The following is a 21,803-nucleotide window of genomic DNA, read 5'->3' as shown; positions in this document are numbered from 1 at the left end:
GTTCTCCTGTTCTCTGTTCTCCTGTTCTCCTGTTCTCCTGTTCTCTGTTCTCCTGTTCTCCTGTTCTCCTGTTCTCCGTGAACCCTCTTACTTCTGGATCAAACTCTCATCCTTATGCTTCTCACCCTCTTCGAGCAGCATAATCGGAATGCCATCCTCAACCGGGTAGCGGAAGCCATTGCGCCGATTGACCAGCCACTCCTTGCCTTCACCGTCAGTGATCAACTCCACCGGCCCCTTATCGCCGGGATCGGCGAGGATGCTGAGCAACTCAGGGCTGATGCTGCGCCGCGCGTTGGGGCTGCTCCCAGTGGTTGCAGGTGCCAACTCAAAGGTAGTGTCTTCACGACTCTGGCGGAGTGCCCGCACGATGATGATACCAAGGCCAACGAGGGCGGCAATGCCGAGAAAGCGAACCAGACCTTTCATCGAAATCCTCCTAACATATTCGTTGATGACAAGCAATCTGCTCAAAACTGCCCAACGCTCGCTCAATTATACCCTATCTGAATGGTTGTCGTCACCTGTGAGCTTGACAATCATAGGCCGATCCGGTACACTCCCTTCGCATTACCCTGTGGATTGAGGGCTTGAGTTGTCCTACCCTAAAAGCGCCCCGCCGATAGGTGCGCGCACCGCTTCTTACACCTCGTTGTCGCTCATTTTACCCAATGTATGGGATCGTAGCACCGAAAGGGGGTGTTTGACGCTTGTTTTTGCGTGTTCTTTGCGCCATGCGTAGAGGGTTGGCGACCCATGTGAGCTTGGTTTCGGCGCAAGCTTCGGTTTTGTGTGTACAGATTTCCCTTGTTTATGTGTAAGGAGTGTCACGGCTATGAAACGACCGTTGAGTCTCCTGGTGCTCGTGGTGATGTTTGCTGTGCTGCTTGCCGCCTGTGGTGGCCAGCCCGCAACTCCGCCTGCTGCGCCTGCGACCGCTGTTCCGGAGGAAGAGACCACCGGTGCAGATGATGGGACCGCTCCGACGTTGGTTGGAACGATTAAGATTGCAAGTCAGAGCCCGTTGAGTGGCCCGCAGGCCGCTCTGGGTACGGGTATCCGCAACGGTGCCGAGTTGGGTATTAGCCAGTTGGCTGGCCCACTCACGCAACTTGGCTTTAGCGTTGAGTTGGCGCCGTTTGATGATCAGGCCCGCGCTGAGGTTGGCTCGGCCAATGCCAAGAATATCGTCTCCGATGGCGATATCCTCTGTGTGGTTGGTCACCTTAACTCCGGTGTGGCCCTCGCCGCCCTGCCCGACTACAAGAACGCTTCGTTGCCCATGATGAGCCCGGCCAACACGAGCCCCGACATCACCGAGGGTGGCTATGAGGTCGCCTTCCGCATCGTGGGACGCGATGATGTCCAGGGTACCGTGGGTGAAGCCTTCGCCCGCGAAGAACTGGGTGTCGAGTCGGTCTACATTATTCACGACACCACCGCCTATGGCCAGGGTGTGGCCGAGTTCTTCCGCCAGGCGGCTGAGGAGAATGGGCTGGATGTCCGTGGCTTCGAGGGCACTGAGGAGAAGAATGACTTCTCGGCGATCCTGACGCCGATCCTCGCGGAAGATCCCGACCTGATCTTCTTCGGTGGTATCTACGATCAGGCTGGCCCGCTCTTTGCCCAGGCGCGTGAGCGCGGGATTATGGCTCAGTTCCTTGGGCCTGATGGTCTCGATAGCCCGGTATTGGCTGAATTGGCTGGCGATGCGGTTGACGGGATGTACTACACCTCCGTGGCCGCGCCAGTGAGCCAGTTCCCCGATGCCGCCCAGTTCGCTACCGACTACATGGCTGCCTATGGTGCTGCTGCACCGCCCTTCTCGGCTCAAGCCTACGACTCGGCTGGCCTCTGCATCCAGGCTATTGCCGCCGCCGCCGAGGCTGCTGGCGATGTGCCTACCCGCGAGCAGGTGCTTGAGGCGATGCGTAATCTGCCCACCTACGATGGCATTACTGGGAGCTATAGCTTCAACGCGAATGGTGATCCCGATCCGGCCACCTACTTCGTGCTTCAGGCCAATATTGCCGACTGGAACGCCAACGAGTTGGTGAGCCGCCTCGAAATTTCGCCGCCTGGTAGCGAAACGACCGCGCCTGCGACCATGCCGACCGAAGAGGCAATTGATGAGGCGGTTGAGGAGGAGGAAGAAGACGAGGCTGAGCCTGAGGCGACGGGTGATGATGCGAGTGACTATGCTACGCTGATTGGAGCGTTGCTTGCTGATCTGCCCGCCGATCTCGGCACGATCAAGATTGCCAGCCAGAGCCCCCTGAGCGGCCCGCAGGCCGCCCTGGGTACGGGTATCCGCAATGGTGCCGAGTTGGGCATTGAGCAGATCAATGAACTGCTGGCCGATGCGGGCGTTGAGTTTGAGTTGGCCCCCTTCGATGATCAGGCCCGCGCTGAGGTTGGTTCGGCCAATGCCAAGAATATCGTCTCCGATGGCGATATCCTCTGTGTGGTTGGCCACCTCAACTCCGGTGTGGCCCTCGCCGCCCTGCCCGACTACAAGAACGCCTCGTTGCCCATGATGAGCCCGGCCAACACCAGCCCCGACATCACCGAGGGTGGCTATGAGGTCGCTTTCCGCATCGTGGGACGCGATGATGTCCAGGGTACCGTGGGTGAAGCCTTCGCCCGCGAAGAACTGGGCGTCGAGTCGGTCTACATCATTCACGACACCACCGCCTATGGCCAGGGTGTGGCCGAGTTCTTCCGCCAGGCGGCTGAGGCCAATGGCTTAGAGGTGCGTGGCTTCGAGGGCACCGAGGAGAAGAATGACTTCTCGGCGATCCTGACGCCGATCCTCGCGGAAGATCCCGACCTGATCTTCTTCGGCGGTATCTACGATCAGGCCGGCCCGCTCTTTGCCCAGGCGCGTGAGCGTGGGATTACGGCTCAGTTCCTTGGGCCTGACGGTCTCGATAGCCCAGTATTGGCCGAATTGGCTGGCGATGCGGTTGACGGGATGTACTACACCTCCGTGGCTGCGCCGGTGAGCCAGTTCCCCAATGCGGCTCAGTTCGCCACCGATTACCAGACCGCTTATGGTGCTGCTGCGCCGCCCTTCTCGGCCCAAGCCTACGACTCGTCGGCCCTCTGCGCCGTGGCCGTACTCCAGGCTGCGGTTGATGCCGATGATCTGCCCACCCGCGAGCAGGTGCTTGAGGCGATGCGTGGTCTGCCGCCCTTCGCAGGGATCACCGGCGACTACAGCTTCAACGCGAATGGTGACCCCGATCCGGCTACCTACTTTGTGCTCCAGGCTAACATCGCCGATTGGAACGCCAACGAGTTGGTGAGCCGCCTTGAGATTGCGCCGCCCCGTTAGGGTTTGTTGGTGTACCACTGGTGCGGCAAAGCCGCACCAGTGGTGGTTTAAGGGCCGTGGCCCTGAACCCGTAAGAAGAATCTTTGTGTGTCGTGTTGGCGGCGAAGCCGCCAACACGACACACAAAACTGGGTTTGGGGCGTAGCCCTATAGTGTCATGCGAATGGGGGCCGTAGCCCCACACACGTTGCAACATCCCAACGCCGTAGGCGTAGAACCTAAATGAATGAGGTGTGATGGCCGCTGAAGTTAACGCCCCAGCATCGGCTCGCTTTGGGCGACGTTCACCGCTTGAAGTCCTACGTACCGTCTTTGGCCCAGTGTTCCAGTTGTTCCTCTTCATTGTGGGCAGCGCTTTGGCGCTGAGTTTGATCGTTGTGCTGCTGGCTCTGATGCAGATGGGTTCCCGTCCTGATATTTTGACGCGAGCCTTGACCATTTTGCCCCAGGTGATCATTGACGGCTTGGTGCGCGGTTTCCTCTTTGCAACCATTGCTCTTGGCTATACGATGGTCTATGGGGTGCTTGAGTTTATCAATTTCGCCCACGGTGAGATCTTTATGGTGGGCGGGATCGTTGGGGCAGCAATTGGTCTGATGCTCTTCACCAGTGGTATGCTGGCGGGCGTTCCGGTGCTGCTCTTTGTGGCGATTGTGGTGCTGGCGGGTATGGTGGTCAGCGGCTCGCTGGCCGTGGCGGTGGAGCGTGTCGCCTACCGTCCCCTACGCGGTTCGCCCCGCTTGGTGCCGCTCATCTCGGCGATTGGGGTCTCGTTGGTGCTTCAGGATGTTGTGCGCCTGATTGTGACCAATACGCCGATGGGTTTTAATGCGCGCTACCATACGCCCGACTTTGGTAGCCCGATCCGCCTCTTTGAGATTGACCTTGGTGAACGGGTTGTGCCGGTCATCGTGAGCCCCAAGGCGCTGGTCTTTATCTCGGTGGCGCTGTTGATGCTGATTGGGCTCAACTATCTGGTGAATGCGACGCGCCTCGGTAAAGCGATTCGTGCGACCGCGCAGGATCGCCCGACCGCAAGCCTGATGGGGATCAATGTCAACCGCATCATCTCGCTCACCTTCCTGATTGGTGGGGCGCTTGGTGGTGCCGCTGGTGCGCTCTTTGGGCTCAATGTTGGTGCCGTCAACCCCTATATGGGCTTTATTCCTGGCCTGAAAGCCTTTACCGCCGCTGTGCTTGGTGGGATTGGAAATATTACTGGTGCGATGGTTGGTGGGGTCGTACTCGGCTTTCTTGAAGCCTTCGTCTCCTCGTACCTCTCGCTCTTTACCAATGGTGCGCTTTCGGGTGCAGCCTATGCCGATATTGCCGCCTTTAGCATCCTCATCCTGATCTTGATCTTCCGTCCCTCCGGCCTGCTCGGCGAGGCGACGACGCAAAAGGTGTAGCTTATGACGCCGACTGTACCGTCAGAGAGCCTTTGGGTGCAGGTAAAGACTATCCTGAGTAACGGGCCGCCAGCTTATACGTTTTTTACCCTCTATGCGCTGATTTCGAGTCTCCTGCTTATCTCGAATCCGCGCACGAGCCTGACGACCGACATCATCTTTGTCTTCTTCCTCTTGCTGGTGATGTTAGTCTATCGCTCGTCGGTGCATAAGTACTTTAAGCACACGATTCTCCTCTTTCAGCTCTGTATCGTGTTGCCCTACTTTGGGACGCTCAACCCCTTCTACCTTGAAGTAGCTACACAGGCGGGTATCTTTGTCACGCTGGCACTGGGCCTCAATGTGGTGGTTGGCTTTGCCGGGTTGCTCGACTTGGGCTATGTTGCCTTCTTTGCGGTGGGCGCCTATGCCTGGGCGATCACGAGTACGAACCAGATGACCCTGATCAACCCTGATTGGGTTCCGTTGCCACCGATTGCCTTCTACCCCTTCCTGATCTTTGGCCTGATCTTGGGTACGATTACCGGCATCCTGTTGGGTTTGCCGGTTTTGCGTCTGCGTGGTGACTATCTGGCGATTGTGACCCTTGGTTTTGGTGAGGTGATCCGCGTGTTGGCCAACAATCTGGATCGGCCCATCAACTTTACCAATGGTTCACAGGGTATCCGCGAGATTGAGCGTCCCAATCTCTTCTTCGCCGATTTTGTACGCAATACCCTGGGCTGGAATCTGAGTGATCAGAAGCTCTATGAGCTCTTCTTCTATTTCGCGGTGCTGCTGATTGTCTTTATGACCATCTTGGTGGTAAAGCGGCTGAAGGAGTCGCGCATTGGACGGGCCTGGGAGGCGATTCGGGAGGACGAAACGGCGGCAATCGCTCAGGGGATTCCGCTCGTGCGTACCAAGTTGCTCGCCTTTGCCGTTGGAGCCTCCTTCGCGGGTGCGATGGGGGTGATTTTTGCCTCCAAACAGCTCTTTATCAATCCGCCGACCTTTGATCTGTTGCGCTCGATTAATATCTTGGCCATGGTGATTCTGGGCGGCATGGGATCGATTCCAGGCGCTATCTTGGGTGCAGTTTTGGTTACACTACTCGACCTACAGATTCTGCCCCGCACCGCCAATGTGCTGCGCGATCTGCAACGGGCGGGCTTCCCCATTCCAGCCGCTTTCGATCCTACCCAGTATCAGCGTATGCTCTTCGGGTTACTCCTCGTGATCATGATGATCTTCCGGCCCCAGGGTATTCTGCCCGATGAGCGACGCAAAGAGGAGTTGATCGCCGATGAACCGGATGATCTGCCGGAGCAGCCCGATCAGAGCGATTCAGGAACACCTCCGCCAAGTGCTGCGACACCCAATGGGAGCAAGTGAGAACAGAGGGAACTCATGGCGCTACTAGAGGCCAACAATATTACCAAGACCTTTGGTGGGCTTACGGCGGTGAACGATGTTACCCTGACGATTGACGAAGGGCGCATTGTGAGCGTGATTGGCCCCAATGGGGCGGGTAAGACCACCTTCTTCAATATTCTTACCGGCATCTATAAGCCCGATAAGGGAACCATTACGTTTGGGGATAAGCCGATTGCAGGGCTCAAGTCGAATGATATTGCCGCCTTGGGCATGCGTCGCACCTTCCAGAATATTCGTCTGTTCAACAATATGACGGTGTTGGAGAATGTGCTGGTGGGCATGCACACCCACCTGCGCGTCCCCTTCTGGCATATCATCTTTAAGCTGCCTACGGTGCAGCGCGAAGAGCGTAAGGCCCGTGAGCGTGCGCGTGAACACCTCAACTATGTGGGGCTCGATGATAAGCGTGAGGAGTTGGCCAAAAACTTGCCCTATGGCGACCAGCGTCGCCTTGAGATTGCCCGCGCCCTTGCGGGCGAACCGCGCCTCATTCTGCTTGATGAGCCAACTGCGGGCATGAATCCTAATGAGACAGCGGCGGCTACGACGCTGATCCGGCGGCTGCGCGATGACTTGCAGCTTACGGTGGTACTGATTGAACACGATATGCGTTTGGTTATGGCTATTTCCGAACGGATCACTGTGTTAGATTATGGTACCAAGATTGCCGAAGGCGATGCCCATACGATCCGCACCAACCCACGGGTGATCGAAGCCTACTTGGGTAAAGGGGCCGCCGATGCGGCGTAGGTGACGATAGATGTGTGGGGTCTTCGCGGTGGCTTCGACAAGCTCAGCCACCGCGAAGACCCTCTGCGAACCCAGAGTGTGGTTGCTGACCTCAACTCTCAGGAGACCTAGAATGGCCCTACTCGAACTCCAGAACGTCCATACCTACTATGGGAAAATCCATGCGCTCAAAGGCATTTCAGTAACGGTCGAGAAGGGTGAAATTGTGACCCTGATTGGCTCCAATGGGGCGGGTAAGAGTACTACCCTGCGGACCATTTCTGGCCTCGAGAAGCCGCGCCTTGGTGAGGTGCGCTTCAAAAATCAGCGTATTGATACCATTCCGCCCCACGAGATTGTTAAGCTTGGTATTGCCCAATCGCCCGAAGGGCGGCGTATCTTTCCCCGGCTTACCGTCCTTGAGAATCTGGAGATGGGTGCCTATCTGCACGATACCAATAGCCCTACCTATCGCGCAGATTTGGAACGGGTCTTTACCCTCTTTCCGCGCCTCTATGAGCGCATTAGCCAAAAGGGGGGCACGCTCTCCGGCGGTGAGCAGCAGATGCTGGCGATGGGCCGCGCCCTCATGACTCGCCCGGAGGTGTTGCTGCTCGATGAGCCTTCTATGGGTTTGGCACCTGTGTTGGTTGAACAGATCTTTGAGATTATTGAGACGATCAACGGGCAGGGCATGACCGTACTCTTGGTTGAGCAGAACGCACTCCAAGCCCTTGCAATTGCCCATCGCGGCTATGTCTTACAAAGTGGCGAGATTGTGCTTGCCGATGTGGCCCAAGCGCTGAGTGAGAATGAGATGGTGCAGAAGGCGTACTTGGGGATGGAGTGATGCCATTTCGGATTGTAGATTGCGCTCATCCCCATCCCCTCAGATGCTCCGCCCACGCTCGCCCGGCTCGCACAAGGCGTTCTTGGTGGCGTTCAAGGATTACGTAGGCTGCGACCATGAGCAGCCCAACGATGCCGAGCAGAACCCACTGGTTGGTCAGTTGCACCGCATTGGAAGTCATCCACAGCACCCCGGCGACAAAGAAGCCGATGCCGCCAACAAAGGGGACACGCAAGCGCATCAGCATGCCGTAGCCCATGACGCCCAGGGCTTCGCCAAAGAGCAAGAGCGACCCAAGGGTGCCGTAGGTGCCATGTATGTTTTGTATGAACGTGAGTCCGAGCAGCATCACGACCGCGACGCTCTCGATTACCTGCGAGAGCCTGTGTTGATGCTGGAAGCGACGTAGGCCGCTCGCCAAGGCCAAGAGGTAGATCGCAGTGGGTACAACGTACCACTGCGCTTGCTCTATGCCCCAGTCGGCCATTTGGCTGAAGAGCGCCGCGATGAAGGCGGCAACTGCTGCGTAGACGTAGCCCAATTGGCGTTCGCGCACGGCGAGGGTGGCAAGCAACAGGCCCAGATTTGCTAGTGCAAAGGTGAGTGCCAAGAGTTCGGTGCCAATTGCTCCCAATGCTGCTTGCAGCGTTAGGAGCAGCGCCGCTCCCAGCGCCCCCGATCCCGTAGGCAGCGCCCAGATTGTCAGGCCGAAGCGCACTACTACCCAGCCCACCAGACTCAACCCAACAAGGCCGAGAATCAACCAGGCAGCGATCCATGCTGGTGCCAGCCCTTGCAACTCCAGCGCAAGCCAGCCCCCTGCTAGACCCAGAACCAGGCTCAACCATGCCAGCCCGGCTTGCCGCTCGATGCTGCCACTCAGCGCACTGAGGGCTGCTAGGCTCAAGAGGACGAAGACCGTCGGGCCGAGTGCGCTTCCTCCTAAGCTCAACAAGATGGCGAGCAGGCTGCTCAGCCCGCTGGCTACATAGATGGCCCGGTGCAACTGGGTGGGCCGTTCGATGGCTGTTTGCAACCGTATGGCGCTGCTGCTCCGCTTGGCCAGCGCGGCCAGCACTTGCACTCCGATCAGCACAACCAAAGCCATGGCAACCGTCTGGCTTGCTGTGCCCCACAGCATGTCGCTGCTAATGGCACTACTCCAAGCCACTAGGCTTACACCAGCGAGGAAGGGCATCCGCAAACGCCAGCCGAGCATGCCCACGCTCACACCTACCAAGAAGAGTCCCGCACCCAAGAAGCGTTGATCGATGGTGAGGCTCTGTTCGACCAGCAGCAACGGAATGAGCAAGCTCGTCGCGCCGAGCCCCCACTCCAGCGGACGTCGCCAGATTGCGAGGCGTGCTTGGCGTGGGAGCAGCGCCTGTATGCCCCAGCCCAGCACATAGCAGCCCAATGCGGTCAGGCTACCCGCCAGCAGCGCCTCGTTTGGACTCAGGTTTAGCCAATGGTAATGCTGGCTGAACATCAGGCCCAGCAACGTCAGCGAACCCCATGCCAACGCCTCATGCGCTTCAAACCAACTCAGCAGCGCGAGGAGCAGCGCGAGTATGCCTGCAACAATGGCCAAGTGGCCGCTACTGCTTGCCGCGAGTAACAGCGCCCCCAAGCCAACAAAGACATTAATGGTGTAACCCCAGGCACCAGCCTGAGCAAAGGGGCCGCTCATAGTACGCCGCATCCAGAGACTCAGCAGACTCTGCACAACCACCGCACTCACCCAGATCAGCCCGGCACCAGCGGGATCACCGCTTGGCAGCAACCAACTTGCGCCATACAACAAGCCAACGTCGAAACTGAAGAAGGCTAGGGCGAGCAGCCAGGGTTGGCGGTAGTGCCAGAGCGCCGCGCTGTAGAGCGTCGTAAGACTCAACAAGATCAGCGTCATCTCACTCGCCCCGCCGCCGGTCACCGTAGCGAGCATTGGTGCGCCGGGCATAATCCCGAAGGCGACGAGTTCGTAGGGCAGCCCATAGCTGCGTCCCTTGCGCCGCAGCCCCTGGCCCAGCAACCCCAGGCCCAAGGCCAATGCAGCGACAATGTAGCCTAATTCGCCATTACTGGGCCGCCAGGTGGTAAAGAACCCTTGCCCCGCTGCCGTCAGCGTCGCAGCCACCAAGAGGCTCGCCACAGCGTAGCCCAATTCGCCCCGTCGCCAGAGGGCTGTATGCAGGCCCAACAATAGGGCGCAACCAAGGAAGATGCCACTACTCAGCGTGGGAGTTGCGAAGATGTTCACGGCAGCCCAACTCACAGCAAAGAGCCCCCACAGGCACCCCCAAACTACTCCCGGCCATGTCCAGTAACGCAGCGTCGTCCGTCGCAAACGCTCGCCCACAAGGCTATAGCTCGCCGCCAAGCCCAGCGCCGTGAGCATCCACGCATGTTCAAGTTGGCTTGGGTCAACTACGCTCTCTACGAGGCTAAAAGCAACCACATTGAGTGCGCCCAGACTCAGGGCCGCCCAGAGCCAGAATTGGCGCAGCGTAGCCTGCCCCCCCAAGGCCAGCGTCAGCAGCAACGCCCCAATCAGGCGCGTCTCACTCTGGCTCAGGCTCCATGCTGCAACCAGCAATGCCACACTGCCAAGGCTCTGCAAGGTCAGATCATACGCCGCGTTGAGGCGGCCCGGCCACCAGCGGGCGGCTACAAAAAAGAGTACCGCTAGGGGCGTCATGAAGAGCACCCGCTGGGCCACGTTCGGCATGTGCGGAACCAGCAGCGCCTCGATCCAGAGGCCAAGCAGCAGACCAGCAGCGAGCAACCCCAAGGTCGCCACAAGCTTGCGCCCATCGCCGAGCCAGTGCCACTGTCCGCGTTCAATGACAACCAACAGCGCCATGCCAAACAGCGCGAGCAGCGGCAACACCACCTGGGTTGTCGCACTGGTATCCCAAGCCCCCGCGCAAGCCACAAGGGCCGTGATAAGTGCCAGTGAACCAAAAGGCCGTGCCAATGGCGCTGTGGTGACGGGGAGAGTGTGCTGCGCTTCAGTGAAGCTACTCAACCCCAAGTAGAGCAGAGCAGTGATGGCGAGCGCCAGCACATTCCAAGCCACCCCGGTCTCCGCACTACCGAGCAGCAGCGGCGCGACCGCAATGGGCAGAGCGATACTCGCCCAGAGCCAGAGGCTTTGTCGTTCACGCCAGTAGGCCACAGCGCACGCGAAAGTGCCACTGAGCAGACTCGCGGCCAAAGCGTTGCTATTCCAATCACTGATAGCGAACAACAGCGCAGCCACGAGGCCAAGCGGAATGCCAACGAGCGCCACCCAGCGCGGCCCCTCGGCCAGAGGCGCGTGGGCACCTTTGGCGAGCCATGCAGCCACCAGCAGCAAGATTGCCAACAGCCACAAGAGCGGGGCCACTTGCCAACTGCGTTCCACTCCAGCGAGCAGAGCCAGAAGTAGGCTCACCATAGCGAGGGCGCTCCCCCCACTATAGAAGGCCCGCCCCGTGCGCCAAGCGGCAGCAGCATAAGCAGCGAAGCTCAAGCCTGAAGTCAACTGCCAAGCTAGGCGCGGAGCGAGATCAAGCAACCCTGGGCGTCCAAGGGCAAAGCCAACCACCGGAATCAAGAGTGCCGCGACAAGTTGCAGATTCTGGCCAGCGGTAACGAGATCAGCCTTACGCTGCATCAAAGCCCCGCCGCCCCACAGCCCAGCCGTCGTACCAGCCAGAATCAGCAACTGGATGAATGGCGGGAAACTCGCCCAACTGAAGATTACCAAGGTTAAACCCGACATAACCAACAGAAACGAACCCAAGAAGAGCAGGGTACGGCGGGTACCGAGGGCCAGCAGCGCCGCAGCCAAAGCACCGTGCGTCGCCCGTGCTGGTGGCGCACCGGCCTGCTGCTCCAAGCTGACAGAAGGGGTAGGAACAGGATCATGAGTACGTGGCGTCCCATCCAAGGCGGCAGATGCAGCGGCGTTCGGTGCTGGCGTTGTCCTTTGTGTCTGCTCATTGGCGCTAGGTCTAGATGCAGCGGCGTTCGGCGCTGGCGTTACCCCTCGTGCCTGCTCACTCTGCTGGATTGCTTCAGCAAGTTCCGCCCAATCTGAGGCAGGATCGATCCTTGGGGGCTTCTCAGGCGAAGCGGCAGAGCGCGTAGTTGGTTGTGGTGGCTGCTTCAAGCGTGCCGCTTCTTGGGCCTGCCACTCGTCCGCCAACAGATCGCGCACCTGGTCTACGAGCGCAGCATCCAACCGACCATCGGCAGCCCAACGGGCCAGCATGCGCTCGAAGCGCACAACATCGCCCAATTGATGATCGGGTGCCTGCGGTGCTGGGGGCGGCTTACGCGAGCTTCGCCAGAGACGCCATGCAAGCACGACCGTCAGCAGCCACGGAAGCACGAAGCAGAAGAGGAGGAGCAGGAGGAGGATGAGGATTTCCACACGTTTATACCTGTTATATCAATTACCCTTGAACACGCCGCATCATCAAGAACGCGAAAGCCCATTGGAACGCCATGTTCGGCAATCTGCAATCTGCAATCTACAATCATAAATGCTATTATGAGTGATAGGTAACGATGGTATTATAGCTTACGTCAAAGTAATCTCTCTTGACAAAACCAAACATTTCGAGAAAAGGATGGTCGAAGCATTCGCCATGAAGCATCCCCACTTCGGTGGGGGTTCGGGGGCCATGCCCCCGAAGAACCTCGCTTCTTTGGTGTTGGCGGCGAAGCCGCCAACACCAAAGAAGCAGGAATTCTCGCCGAAAACCGTATCTTTTAGCCCCGTTCAGCGGTACATGTAGTGAGAGCCTTTTTGCCAACAAGGAATCACCATGCACCAACCCGCTGCCAACTTCGATGGGGCTTGGAAGGAAGCCCTGGAACACTACCTGCCCGCCTGTCTGGAACTGCTCTTCCCGGAAGCATACGCAGGAATCGACTGGACACAGCCGGTCAAAGATGAGCCACTCACCCTCTTGCAGATCAACCCAGAGGTGGGCAAAGGAACCCAACACGTTGATAAACTGGTTCAGGTGACCCGGCTTGACGGTGAGCAAGCAATTGTTTTCGTACACCTAGAAATTCAGTCCCAACGCGACGAAGCGTTTACTGAGCGCATGTTTTGCTACCATATCCTTGAACACATCCTACGCCTCCCCGATTCCTTCCAGGAGGAGGCCCATGCTACAATGCGACACATCGAACAGGAGGAGAACACCATGAGCTTACCGATGATTGGTCTTGAGAAGGAGGGCTTCCTCCGAGGGCACGCCAAGGGCCACGCCGAGGGTCACGCCGAAGCGCTGCAGCAAGTGGTACTGCGCCTGCTCAAGCGCAAGGTTGGCCCGTTGAGTGATGTGCTTGAAGCACAGGTTGTGGCGCTCGCGCCAACGCTGCTGCTCAGCCTGAGCGAAGCACTGCTCGATTTTACGACGCAGGCCGATCTAAATGCATGGCTTCAGGAGCATGCGTAGGAGGGGAGTCTCCGCCAGTTAGCGAAGCGGATGTTGTTGATTGCTCCGTTGCTTGGCCACCTTGAGATGCCGTAGGTAGTGCCGACTTATGGTCTTCCAGAAATTAATCCGGTGTCGCGGCACGGACTAGACCTGATAGATATGCCAGATCTGCGAGGTCTGGTTAGCGGATTATTTACTGGAAGACCATTAGTCGGCATCCGGGGGTTGTCAGCGATCTCAGCCGACTGAAGTCGGCACTACCTAATGGCGCAAACGATAAAGTGAACTGAAACCTTCTCCTACACTTTCTCTCCTATCTCCTCATCTCCTCTATCCTACTTACCGTTCGCTCATTTCTGGACAGGATTCCAAGAATCTGCGAGGCTTCGCGTATGAATACCCAAGCCACGGTCTCCACCGAACGAGTCGATGACGTTCCGCTGTTGTTTGGCCACATGCAGCGCCTTGATCTGGCGCGAATCGTGGATAACCATTTCATACCCCATGGCAACCATCAGGGCTTGAGCCTGGGACAGCTCGCCATGGTCTGGTTGGCACACATCCTGTCGCGAGCCGACCATCGGCTCAATCGTGTGGCGCCGTGGGCGGCCTCGTTGCAGACCACCATCAATGCATTCGTGGACGCCCCGCTGCGGGCCACCGACCTGACCGATGACCGGTTGGCGGATGTGCTGCGCTATCTGAGTGATGATGAGGCATGGGCAGCGTTTGAATCCGATCTGAATGGGCATCTCCTGCGCGTCTATGACCTGGAATCGGAAACGGTGCGCCTGGACAGTACCACGGCCAGTGGCTATTGGCAGGTCTCGGAGGATGGCCTCTTCCAGTTTGGCCACAGCAAAGACCATCGCCCCGATCTGCCCCAAGTCAAGGTGATGCTCGCGCTGCTCGACCCTTTGGGCATGCCGGTGGCGGTGGATGTGGTGCCAGGACAGCGCAATGATGAACCGCTCTACTTGCCCATTATTGCCCGCATGCGCGCCAGTTTGGGGCGTTCTGGCCTGCTCTACGTGGGTGACGGCAAACAGGGGGCGATCCTCAATCGGGCAACGATGCAGCGCAACGGCGACTACTACCTGAACCCGCTGGGGTTGGTGCAGTTGCCCGCTGTCGCCGTGGATGACCTGATCACCCACGCCTTGGCGCACCAGTCGCTGATTGCGGTGAGCCGTCCCAATGCCGATGGCGAGATCATCCTGAATGAGGATGGTACGCCCGTGGTCCATGCCGAGGCATGGGAAACCAGTGTGGAACTGACCGAAACGGTTGATGGTGAGCCGGTGACATGGACGGAACGCCGCATCGTGGTGCGCTCGACCGCGATGCAACAGGCGCAAACCCATGCGTTGGAGCGCCGGTTGGACGCGGCCATCGCGGCCCTGGCGGATCTGTTGGTGGCCCGTCAGGGCAAACCACGGATCACCACACCGGAGCAGGCCAACGTCGCCATTGCCGCCATCCTGAAGCACCATCAGGTGGAAGGCTTGGTGGATGTGCGGCTGGACGCGGAGGCGCACACGCGCACGATTCGCGGATACCGTGGCAGTGCGACCCGCGACGAGACGACCTACACGATGACGCTGCATGTCAGCCGCAACGAGGCCGCCATCACCGAGGCGATCACCCGCATGGGGTGGCGCGTCTACGTCACCAACCGCTCCGCCGAGCACCTGAGCATCACCCAGGTCGTGCTGGCCTATCGGGATCAATACCGCGCCGAACACCCGATGAGCCGTCTGAAAGGGACGCCCTTGTCGCTGCGCCCCGTCTATCTGAGCCGCGAGGACCATGTCACCGGCCTGATCCGCCTGTTGACGATTGGGTTGCGCGTGTTGAGCCTGTTGGAGTATGGCATTCGCAGCAGTCTGGCACGCGAACCCGACGCCTAACCAATCAAAGGGCTCTACGCGGGACAACCCCAATCGCGCCACCCGCCGTCCCACGGCAGAACTGGTGCTGGAAGCCTTTCGCAACCTGACCCTGACCGTGGTCATCCTGCCACATCAGGTCATTCGCCACCTGACGCCGTTGAGCAACCTGCAGCAACGCCTGTTGACGCTGGCTGGATTGGATCATGCGTGCTATACAGGTCTGGTTGAGCATGTATCAGAACCCCTGGTAGAAATGAGCGAACGGTGAGTCCTACCTCCTAACATGCTCCAATTCCTCCGCGAAACCTGGCAACTCTGGTACTGGGCCCTCTTCCGCCCCTCGCTCCTGCAGGAGCGCATGAATGTGTGGGTGCCGCAGAAGGGCCAAAATGGGGAACCACGAGATACAGGCTATTCCGACATCTTGCTCTTCGGTAGCAAACGCTTTATGGCCCAATTCATACTGCTCAGCCTCCTCTTTGCACTGCCCCTGCTCTTCAACGTGGCGACTACGGGCCAACTGAGTGATTTGCTCTTCGTCTTTAGCGCCATTTTGATGGCTTATGGTATAGGCGTATGGCTGCTGCCCTTGGGCCTGCATGTGCCGCTGCTTTTGGGGTTGGTCTATGCTCTTCAGCCCGATCTTTTGCGCCAAGTACTCACGGAGAGCATTGCTGCAATGCCCCCGTTGCCGCAACTTGGGCTGGGCCTGGCTGGTTATATTTTGGGATTTGGGTTGACGGTGGGTGGGGGCACTTGGCTCTGGGCCAAACGGCAGATCTGGTTGGGACGTGCGCTGCTGCTGGTGGGTTCAGTCTCTAGCATGAGTGGCGGCTGGTGGCTGGCAAGCCGTAATTGGTCTGATACGCTCCTCGTGGGTGGCTTCGCGTTTCTGATGATGCTATGGGCGTTATGGTTGTTTCGTGAGGGTACAGATCCTAGTGATGCGGGAGGCGTGGCGGGAGGCGTGGCGGGAGGCGTGGCGGGAGGCGTGGCGGGAGGCGTGGCGGGAGGCGTGGCGGGCCTAGCCCTATTCCCCCTTACTCCCCTCACCCTCACCGCACTACTCGTCGGCTTCAGCCTAGCCCCCATGCGCTGGCGCTGGACGGGCTTGTTGCTCGCTGCGCTCTTTATCGGCCTGAGCTTTGAACACCACGGCTGGCTCGCCCTCGCCGTCGCTGCTGCTGCACTCGTTGGCTACTACCGGCTGCTGCCCCTCTACCCGCTCTTCGCTCTCCGTAGTGTCACTGCTAGGTGGCATAGACCAGACAAGCCCCCATTGCCCGCCTTACCCGAGTTGCAGCAACTCCCCCCCCACCTCGACAAAGTCCTCTGGCTGCCCATTCCGGGCCACGCCCGCTTGCTGGCGGCTGCCTTCCGCGAGGATGCGGCGGGTGCGCTGGCGATCATAGAGCAGATGCGTGCCTCGCCCTATCCGGGGTATGGCCCGACAGTGCGCCGGGCGCTGCCGCTGATTGTGGCTGATCAGTTGGCGCTGGTTGCCTCTGCTGAGTCCCTCGCTGCGTTGCCAAGCCGCGAGGCGGGTTTGTTGCCCCAGTTGGTACCCAGTTTCTACCAGCTTGATGCGGAGGATGGGGCGCGTCTAGCCGGTTGCAACACCAGCCCAAGGGGGCGATGAGCTTGCGCTGCTGCTGCCGCGCCTGTTCGCTATTGCCGAGGATGTTGGACGCGCCTTTGAGAACCCCAACCCCGCGCTGGTGGAGCGTGGCATTGAACGTTGCCGCGATAATCTGCATATTCTACAGGGCCAGTTGCTCGGTTTGGGGCTGCGGGCTGCGCTGCTCCCCCGTTGGCAGCCGGTCTTTGCCCGTTGGGATGCGCTGCTCAATGAGGCCATCGCCGCGCAGCATACGCTCAGCCAGGGGGAGTTGCTCAACCCCTTCCAGACGGGTAATCCGTTGCGGCGCGAACGTAAGTATCTCTTCAAGGGGCGCGACCAGTTTGTGAGCGATGTGTTGCGCTCTGTCTATGATGCGAGCCGCCCGACCCTCGTGCTGCACGGGCCGCGCCGTTGCGGCAAGAGCTCCTTTCTGCTCCATCTGCCGCGCCTCTTGCCCAGTGATCTGCTGCCGGTCTACTATAGCCTCCAGGCCCCGGCGGCGACCAGTAGCGCCGCCGATTTCTGCTATGGCCTGGTGCGGATGCTGCAGCGCGATCTCGCTGGTCAAGGGGTGCTGCTGCCGGAGGCGCAACGGGAGTCGTTCCACGCCAACGCCTACGCTACGCTAGAGGATTGGCTCGATCAGGCGCTGCCGCTGCTCGGTACGCGTGCGCTGCTGCTCTGCTTCGATGAGTTTGAGAAGTTGGGCGAGGCGGTGGCGCACTCACGCCGCCGCTGCTTGCAGCGACGGTCGAGCGGGCGCTCACAGCGGGCGAACCCTACTTCAAGAACCTCTGGACTGAATATACCGGCACGACACCCGAAGCGGTCGCGGCGGGCCAACAATTGCTCTATGCTATCGCCCACGCTGCGCCGCTGCCCGCCACGGAGGGCGCAGCGGAGCGCATGGCGCTCAGGCGCTTGCTGCGCTACCATGTGATCGAGGCGCACGAGGGAGGCTACCGCTGCCAAGTGCCCCTCGTAGCCCGTTGGGTGCGCGAGCGGGCCGAGTTGGGTTTTTGAAGAGATACAGAGCTATTCACCACAGAGGCACCGAGGGCACAGAGTTTAGAACGGAGGGAGTACCAGCATCTGTTCTTCTGTTCTCTGTTCTCTGTTCCCTGTTCTCTGTTCCCTGTTCTCTGTTCCCCTGTTCTCTGCCCCCCGCCCCCTGTTCTTCCGTTCTCTGTTCCCTGTTTTCTGTTCCCTGTTCTTCTGTTCCCTGTTCTTCTGTTCTTCCGTTCCCCTGTTCCCCTGTTCCTCCTAAACAGCCTCATTGCGCTTCAGCGCCTCATAGAGCGCGTCGGTCTCGGGGAGTGGCTCCATGGCCAGTTCGTCGCGGAGGGCTTGGGCGCAGCGGGCATAGCTGCGTAGCGCCTGCGAACGGCTTCCTGCCCGCGCATGGGCGTGTATCAGCACTTGGTAGGCTTCTTCGTAACAGCGGTCGCGTTTGAGTACCTGTTCGCACAACTGAATCGCTTGGGCCTGATCGCCCTCTTGGCTCAGCCGGTTCGCGTAGGCAACGGCGGTCGCCAAGTAGCGCGCCGTCAGCCGCTCGCGCTCTTCGGTGGTCCAGGCATCGTAGAGCGATTCGGCGAGATAGTCGCCCCGGTAGAGATTCACCGCAATCTGGGCGTTGCGACGCGCAAAATCGGGTTCATCACTGGTGGCAGCGGCGGCAGCCCGTAGCTCAAACTCGTCTACGTCAATCCAGACGCCATACGAGGGCGCAAAGCTGTAGGCCAACCCTTGGCGGCGCACGAAGAAGGGGGCCACCCGTGGCGGTCGGCCCGGCTCCAAGGCGGCATTGAGCGCGTTCAGGGTCACTTTGAACTGCCGTTCGGCTGCTTCGAGATCGGCTTCGGGCCAGAGCCATGCACAGATCTGTTCGCGCTGTACCCAGTGGCCGCGATAGGTAAGCAGCAACTGAAAGAGTTGCCGCGCCTTCTCGCGTTGCCACTCGCGCGCCTGGATCTCTTGGGCGCCGCGCCAAACCCGGAAGGTGCCGAACATCTGCACGCGCAGCGTATACCCAGGGTGGTAGTCGTCCACCGTGTCGTCGGCGGCAATCGTGGGGAAGCCCTGGCGCAAGAGCAGCCGTGCAAGTTCGCTGTGGCCCTTGATCGAGCGCCCGCGCAGCAGCAGCGGCACCAATGAGGCCATGTCGCGTGGCCCAAAGAGGCTCGGGGCCACAAGGATACCACTATAGCCGTGAGCTACCACGCTATCGAGCAGTTGGCCTATCTCTGCGTCGGTATTGCCACCGCTGCCTCGCAGCGCCGCAATCGCCCGCCACAGGTTCGTGAGCGCCAAGCCATAGGTATCACCGCCACGCGCAAAGCGCTGCCGTGCCTGCTCAAGCCACTCGCCCGCTCGTGGATCGCCGCCCGCCACAGCGGCCCCGCCCAAGGCCAGCAGAATCAACGCCGCAATCCACTCGTCACCTGCGACCGCCGCAATCTGCAGGCCCTCACGCGCATCCGCCTCAGCCCGGGGCAGATCGCCCGCATGCCCGTAGAGCAGCGTCAAGCCCATGTATCCCTCGGCCCGTGTGCGCGTCACTCCGACCGTGTGGATCAGATCAATCGCCGCTGCATAGCGTTGCAGCGCCGATGTGAGATCGTTTGGCGCAACAAGCTGGTAGGCATGGCCCAGGCGCAACTCCGCTATTGCTTCGGTCAGTGGGGTGCCAACCTGTTGCGACTCGACCAAACCGCGCCGCGCCATGGCCAAGGCACGCGTGCCACTACCAAGCATGGCATAGATCAGCGCAAGCAGCAGCAGCGGCTCGCGGTGCGCCCCCGGATGGTAACCCCCACCGACGGCGCTCTCGCTCCAGATTTGCGCTTCAAGCTGCTGGCGCGCCTCATTGAGCCGCCCGGCACGCAACAACAACCGTGGTGGTGCTGGTTCATCAGGCGGCGGCGTACTGCTCGGCGGAGCTGGACGGGCATTGCCATGATCAAGCATGCGCCGCGCCGCTGTCTCAAGAATCAGCGCCACATCGGCACGCCCACGGTTGGCCCAGTTCTCCGATTGCATCCGTAGCAACTCGGCTCGTTCGCTCGCCTGATGGTGCGGCATCAGTTTGAGCGCCCGTTTCAACAGATCAGTGGCATGAGCGGGCTGTACCGTATCCAAATAGACCTCGGCTCGGCCACGCAAGGTCCGCACCTGGCCTGCACGGTCACCACTGGCCGCATAGCTCGCCTCAGCCGCCGCAAAGGTACGCAGCGCATCTTCATAGCGCCCCAGCTTACGCAAGCCGACAGCATGAATCTCTTGCAGGCTGGGCCACTCTGATGCCACTGCCGCGAGACGACGCGCCCACTCAACCACATGGCCTGCCATCTCAGCCGCCAGCAACTCCGCGCCATGCTCCACCAGTGCTTCAGCAGCAGCAAGTTCATCGCCCACCAGCAAGAGGTGGTGCATCAACCCCTCAATGTCGCCCATGCGCCGGTAGTAATCGGCAGCACGCCGTTGCAACGTAGGCCACAGCGCCAACTCGCTACGGGCACGCCGTTCAAGGAAGGCGCGCAAGATCGGCTGAAACACCAACTGCCCAGTCGCATCACGCTCAACAAAGAACTGCCGCCGCTCCAACTCAGCCAACATGGGTTCAGGCGGCCCATCATCGGCGAGCAGCGCACAGACCGTCGGCGTAAGCCGTCGCAACCCCGCATTGTGCAGCAGGAAGGTACGCAACTCAAGCGGCAACGGCTCAAACACCTCGTTGGCCAAATAGGCATCGAGCGATGTAGGGCCACGCAGACCAAGGGCCGCGCGCCAGTCAGTCATCCCTTGCACCGCCTGCATGGCCAACGGCCAACCGCGCGCCGTTCGCACCAGCGCCTCAAGGTCAATCGGCGGCTTATGGCCCGTCAGAACCCAAAATTCGCGTGCATCTTCCGGGTCAAAAGCCAGCAGATCAGCCTTGAGGGTGAGCAGTTCACCCCGTAGCCGTGCCGGTTCAACCGAGGCCAACAGCGGCTCTTCGCGGGTCAGCAGCGCCACATGCAGGCGCAACGGCAGCATCGCAAAAAAGCGCTCAAGGACGCCGCGCAGCTCCGCGTGCCGATCGGCCAAATGGTAATCATCAACCACCAGCAGCGTATCATCATCGAGTGCCGCAGCTAACTCATTGACCAACGCCTCGACTGCTGGGCCCACATCGCCAGTGGGCTTGTCTGGCAGCGCCGCAAAGATCCAGGCCTCATCAAGCGCAGCTACATGACGAAAGGCAGCGGTGAGATGGCGCACAAAGAGTGGCGCATTGTCAGCAGCGTGTGCCCGACACCACGCCGCTGGCCAGCCCCCATGGGTTGCCAACGACGCCATCGCGGTCGTCTTACCCCAACCAGCCGGCGCAACCAACAAGGTCAGCGGGTAATCAAGGGCGCCAGCCAGTTGGTGTTCAAGGCGAACACGACGCAACAGTCGTGCCTGCTGCGCGGGCGGGGCCAAGCGGGTAAGCAACAACTTATCGTGCCCTGGCTCCTTACCGAACTGCCTTGTAACTGCCCGTGATACCATCGGCTTGACCACACAGGAACAGAATCACGCCGCAACGCCAAGGCGCATCACAGCCGTGAAGCGTTGCACTATAGCATACAACGGGAGGGACGAAATGACAAATGATGAAATTCGGCGCATGCAGGAGCAGATGCGCCAACAGTACAGCGAGACCACCGACATCATGTTGCGCTCGATGCGCGCCTGGAACGAGTTGATGGCCGCCAGCACTGACCTCGCCTTCGACGTCGTCTTGAAGAACTGGGACCACAGCCGCAGCCTTCGCGGCTCCGCCGAGCAGGCCATTGCTGACGCCATCAAACTCCAGAAGCGCATGAACCGTGAAATGCTCCAAGCCTGGGAGGGCTACTCCAGCGAAGTTAAGGATATCATTGAGCGTAGTGCGAAGTAGTGGGACGCGAGACACGGGATGCGGGATGCGAGACACGGGATGCGAGACACGGGATGCGAGACACGGGATGCGAGACACGGGATGCGAGACACCCCTTCGCCTCACGCCTCACGCCTCACGCCTCACGCCTCACGCCTCACGCCTCACGCCTCACGCCTCACGCCTCACGCCTCACGCCTCA

General features: G+C 60.0%; 14 protein-coding genes. 10 read left to right on the top strand and 4 right to left on the bottom strand.

The genetic code is table 11. The features are described from left to right. Positions 1 to 87 precede the first annotated feature (87 nt). Positions 88 to 429 carry a Trm112 family protein gene (locus CJ255_RS24480; RefSeq protein WP_097644943.1) on the bottom strand — a complete coding sequence of 114 codons (342 nt, stop codon included), beginning with the start codon at positions 427 to 429 and terminating at the stop codon, positions 88 to 90. A 406-nt stretch (positions 430 to 835) separates the two neighbouring features. Here CJ255_RS24480 and CJ255_RS15180 point away from each other — a divergent pair, with 406 nt between their 5' ends. The 5 genes from CJ255_RS15180 (at position 836) to CJ255_RS15160 (ending at position 7,741) form a co-directional block, all read left to right on the top strand. Next, positions 836 to 3,337, top strand: coding sequence for a branched-chain amino acid ABC transporter substrate-binding protein (locus CJ255_RS15180; protein ID WP_097644942.1), 2,502 nt, complete (start codon positions 836 to 838; stop codon positions 3,335 to 3,337). A gap of 236 nt (positions 3,338 to 3,573) precedes the next feature. Next, on the top strand, positions 3,574 to 4,746 hold the full coding sequence (locus CJ255_RS15175; protein ID WP_097644941.1) for a branched-chain amino acid ABC transporter permease: 1,173 nt from the start codon (positions 3,574 to 3,576) through the stop codon (positions 4,744 to 4,746). A gap of 3 nt (positions 4,747 to 4,749) precedes the next feature. Continuing rightward, positions 4,750 to 6,120, top strand: coding sequence for a branched-chain amino acid ABC transporter permease (locus tag CJ255_RS15170; protein WP_097644940.1), 1,371 nt, complete (start codon positions 4,750 to 4,752; stop codon positions 6,118 to 6,120). Positions 6,121 to 6,135: 15 nt separating this feature from the next. Then, positions 6,136 to 6,912 carry an ABC transporter ATP-binding protein gene (locus CJ255_RS15165; protein WP_097644939.1) on the top strand — a complete coding sequence of 259 codons (777 nt, stop codon included), beginning with the start codon at positions 6,136 to 6,138 and terminating at the stop codon, positions 6,910 to 6,912. Positions 6,913 to 7,024: 112 nt separating this feature from the next. Beyond that, on the top strand, positions 7,025 to 7,741 hold the full coding sequence (locus CJ255_RS15160) for an ABC transporter ATP-binding protein (protein ID WP_097644938.1): 717 nt from the start codon (positions 7,025 to 7,027) through the stop codon (positions 7,739 to 7,741). A 25-nt stretch (positions 7,742 to 7,766) separates the two neighbouring features. On the opposite strand, the gene CJ255_RS15155 is transcribed toward CJ255_RS15160, so the two are convergent. After that, positions 7,767 to 12,161, bottom strand: a complete 4,395-nt coding sequence (locus CJ255_RS15155) for a hypothetical protein (RefSeq protein WP_097644937.1) — start codon at positions 12,159 to 12,161, stop codon at positions 7,767 to 7,769. A gap of 397 nt (positions 12,162 to 12,558) precedes the next feature. Here CJ255_RS15155 and CJ255_RS15145 point away from each other — a divergent pair, with 397 nt between their 5' ends. Then, the gene (locus CJ255_RS15145) at positions 12,559 to 13,200 is read left to right on the top strand and encodes a DUF4351 domain-containing protein (RefSeq protein ID WP_097644935.1); all 642 of its coding nucleotides are present in this window, start codon (positions 12,559 to 12,561) and stop codon (positions 13,198 to 13,200) included. 374 nt (positions 13,201 to 13,574) lie between these two features. Then, entirely contained in the window at positions 13,575 to 15,092 is a 1,518-nt protein-coding gene (locus CJ255_RS15140) for an IS1634 family transposase (protein ID WP_217352453.1), read from the top strand. Positions 15,093 to 15,096: 4 nt separating this feature from the next. Here CJ255_RS15140 and CJ255_RS24130 read toward each other — a convergent pair whose 3' ends face one another. Further along, positions 15,097 to 15,306, bottom strand: a complete 210-nt coding sequence (locus CJ255_RS24130; protein WP_217352452.1) for a hypothetical protein — start codon at positions 15,304 to 15,306, stop codon at positions 15,097 to 15,099. A gap of 51 nt (positions 15,307 to 15,357) precedes the next feature. On the opposite strand from CJ255_RS24130, the gene CJ255_RS24025 reads away from it, so the two are divergent. Beyond that, positions 15,358 to 16,713 carry a hypothetical protein gene (locus CJ255_RS24025; protein ID WP_174714074.1) on the top strand — a complete coding sequence of 452 codons (1,356 nt, stop codon included), beginning with the start codon at positions 15,358 to 15,360 and terminating at the stop codon, positions 16,711 to 16,713. Positions 16,714 to 16,792: 79 nt separating this feature from the next. Further along, on the top strand, positions 16,793 to 17,635 hold the full coding sequence (locus tag CJ255_RS15120; RefSeq protein WP_097644932.1) for an ATP-binding protein: 843 nt from the start codon (positions 16,793 to 16,795) through the stop codon (positions 17,633 to 17,635). A gap of 323 nt (positions 17,636 to 17,958) precedes the next feature. Here the strand turns inward: CJ255_RS15120 and CJ255_RS15110 are convergent, their stop codons facing one another. Next, a complete protein-coding gene (locus CJ255_RS15110) occupies positions 17,959 to 21,174 on the bottom strand; it encodes an AfsR/SARP family transcriptional regulator (RefSeq protein WP_245863471.1) in 3,216 nt (1,071 codons plus the stop codon). Between the two features lie 151 nt (positions 21,175 to 21,325). Here CJ255_RS15110 and CJ255_RS15105 point away from each other — a divergent pair, with 151 nt between their 5' ends. Further along, positions 21,326 to 21,622 (top strand): hypothetical protein, encoded by a 297-nt coding sequence (locus CJ255_RS15105; protein ID WP_097644944.1) that lies wholly within the window; start codon positions 21,326 to 21,328, stop codon positions 21,620 to 21,622. Positions 21,623 to 21,803: the final 181 nt, after the last annotated feature.

The organism is Candidatus Viridilinea mediisalina, from assembly GCF_002532535.1.
GTDB lineage: Bacteria > Chloroflexota > Chloroflexia > Chloroflexales > Chloroflexaceae > Viridilinea > Viridilinea mediisalina.
Note: the sequence above shows the minus strand (reverse complement) of the source record. Positions and strands in the feature narration are given on the sequence as shown.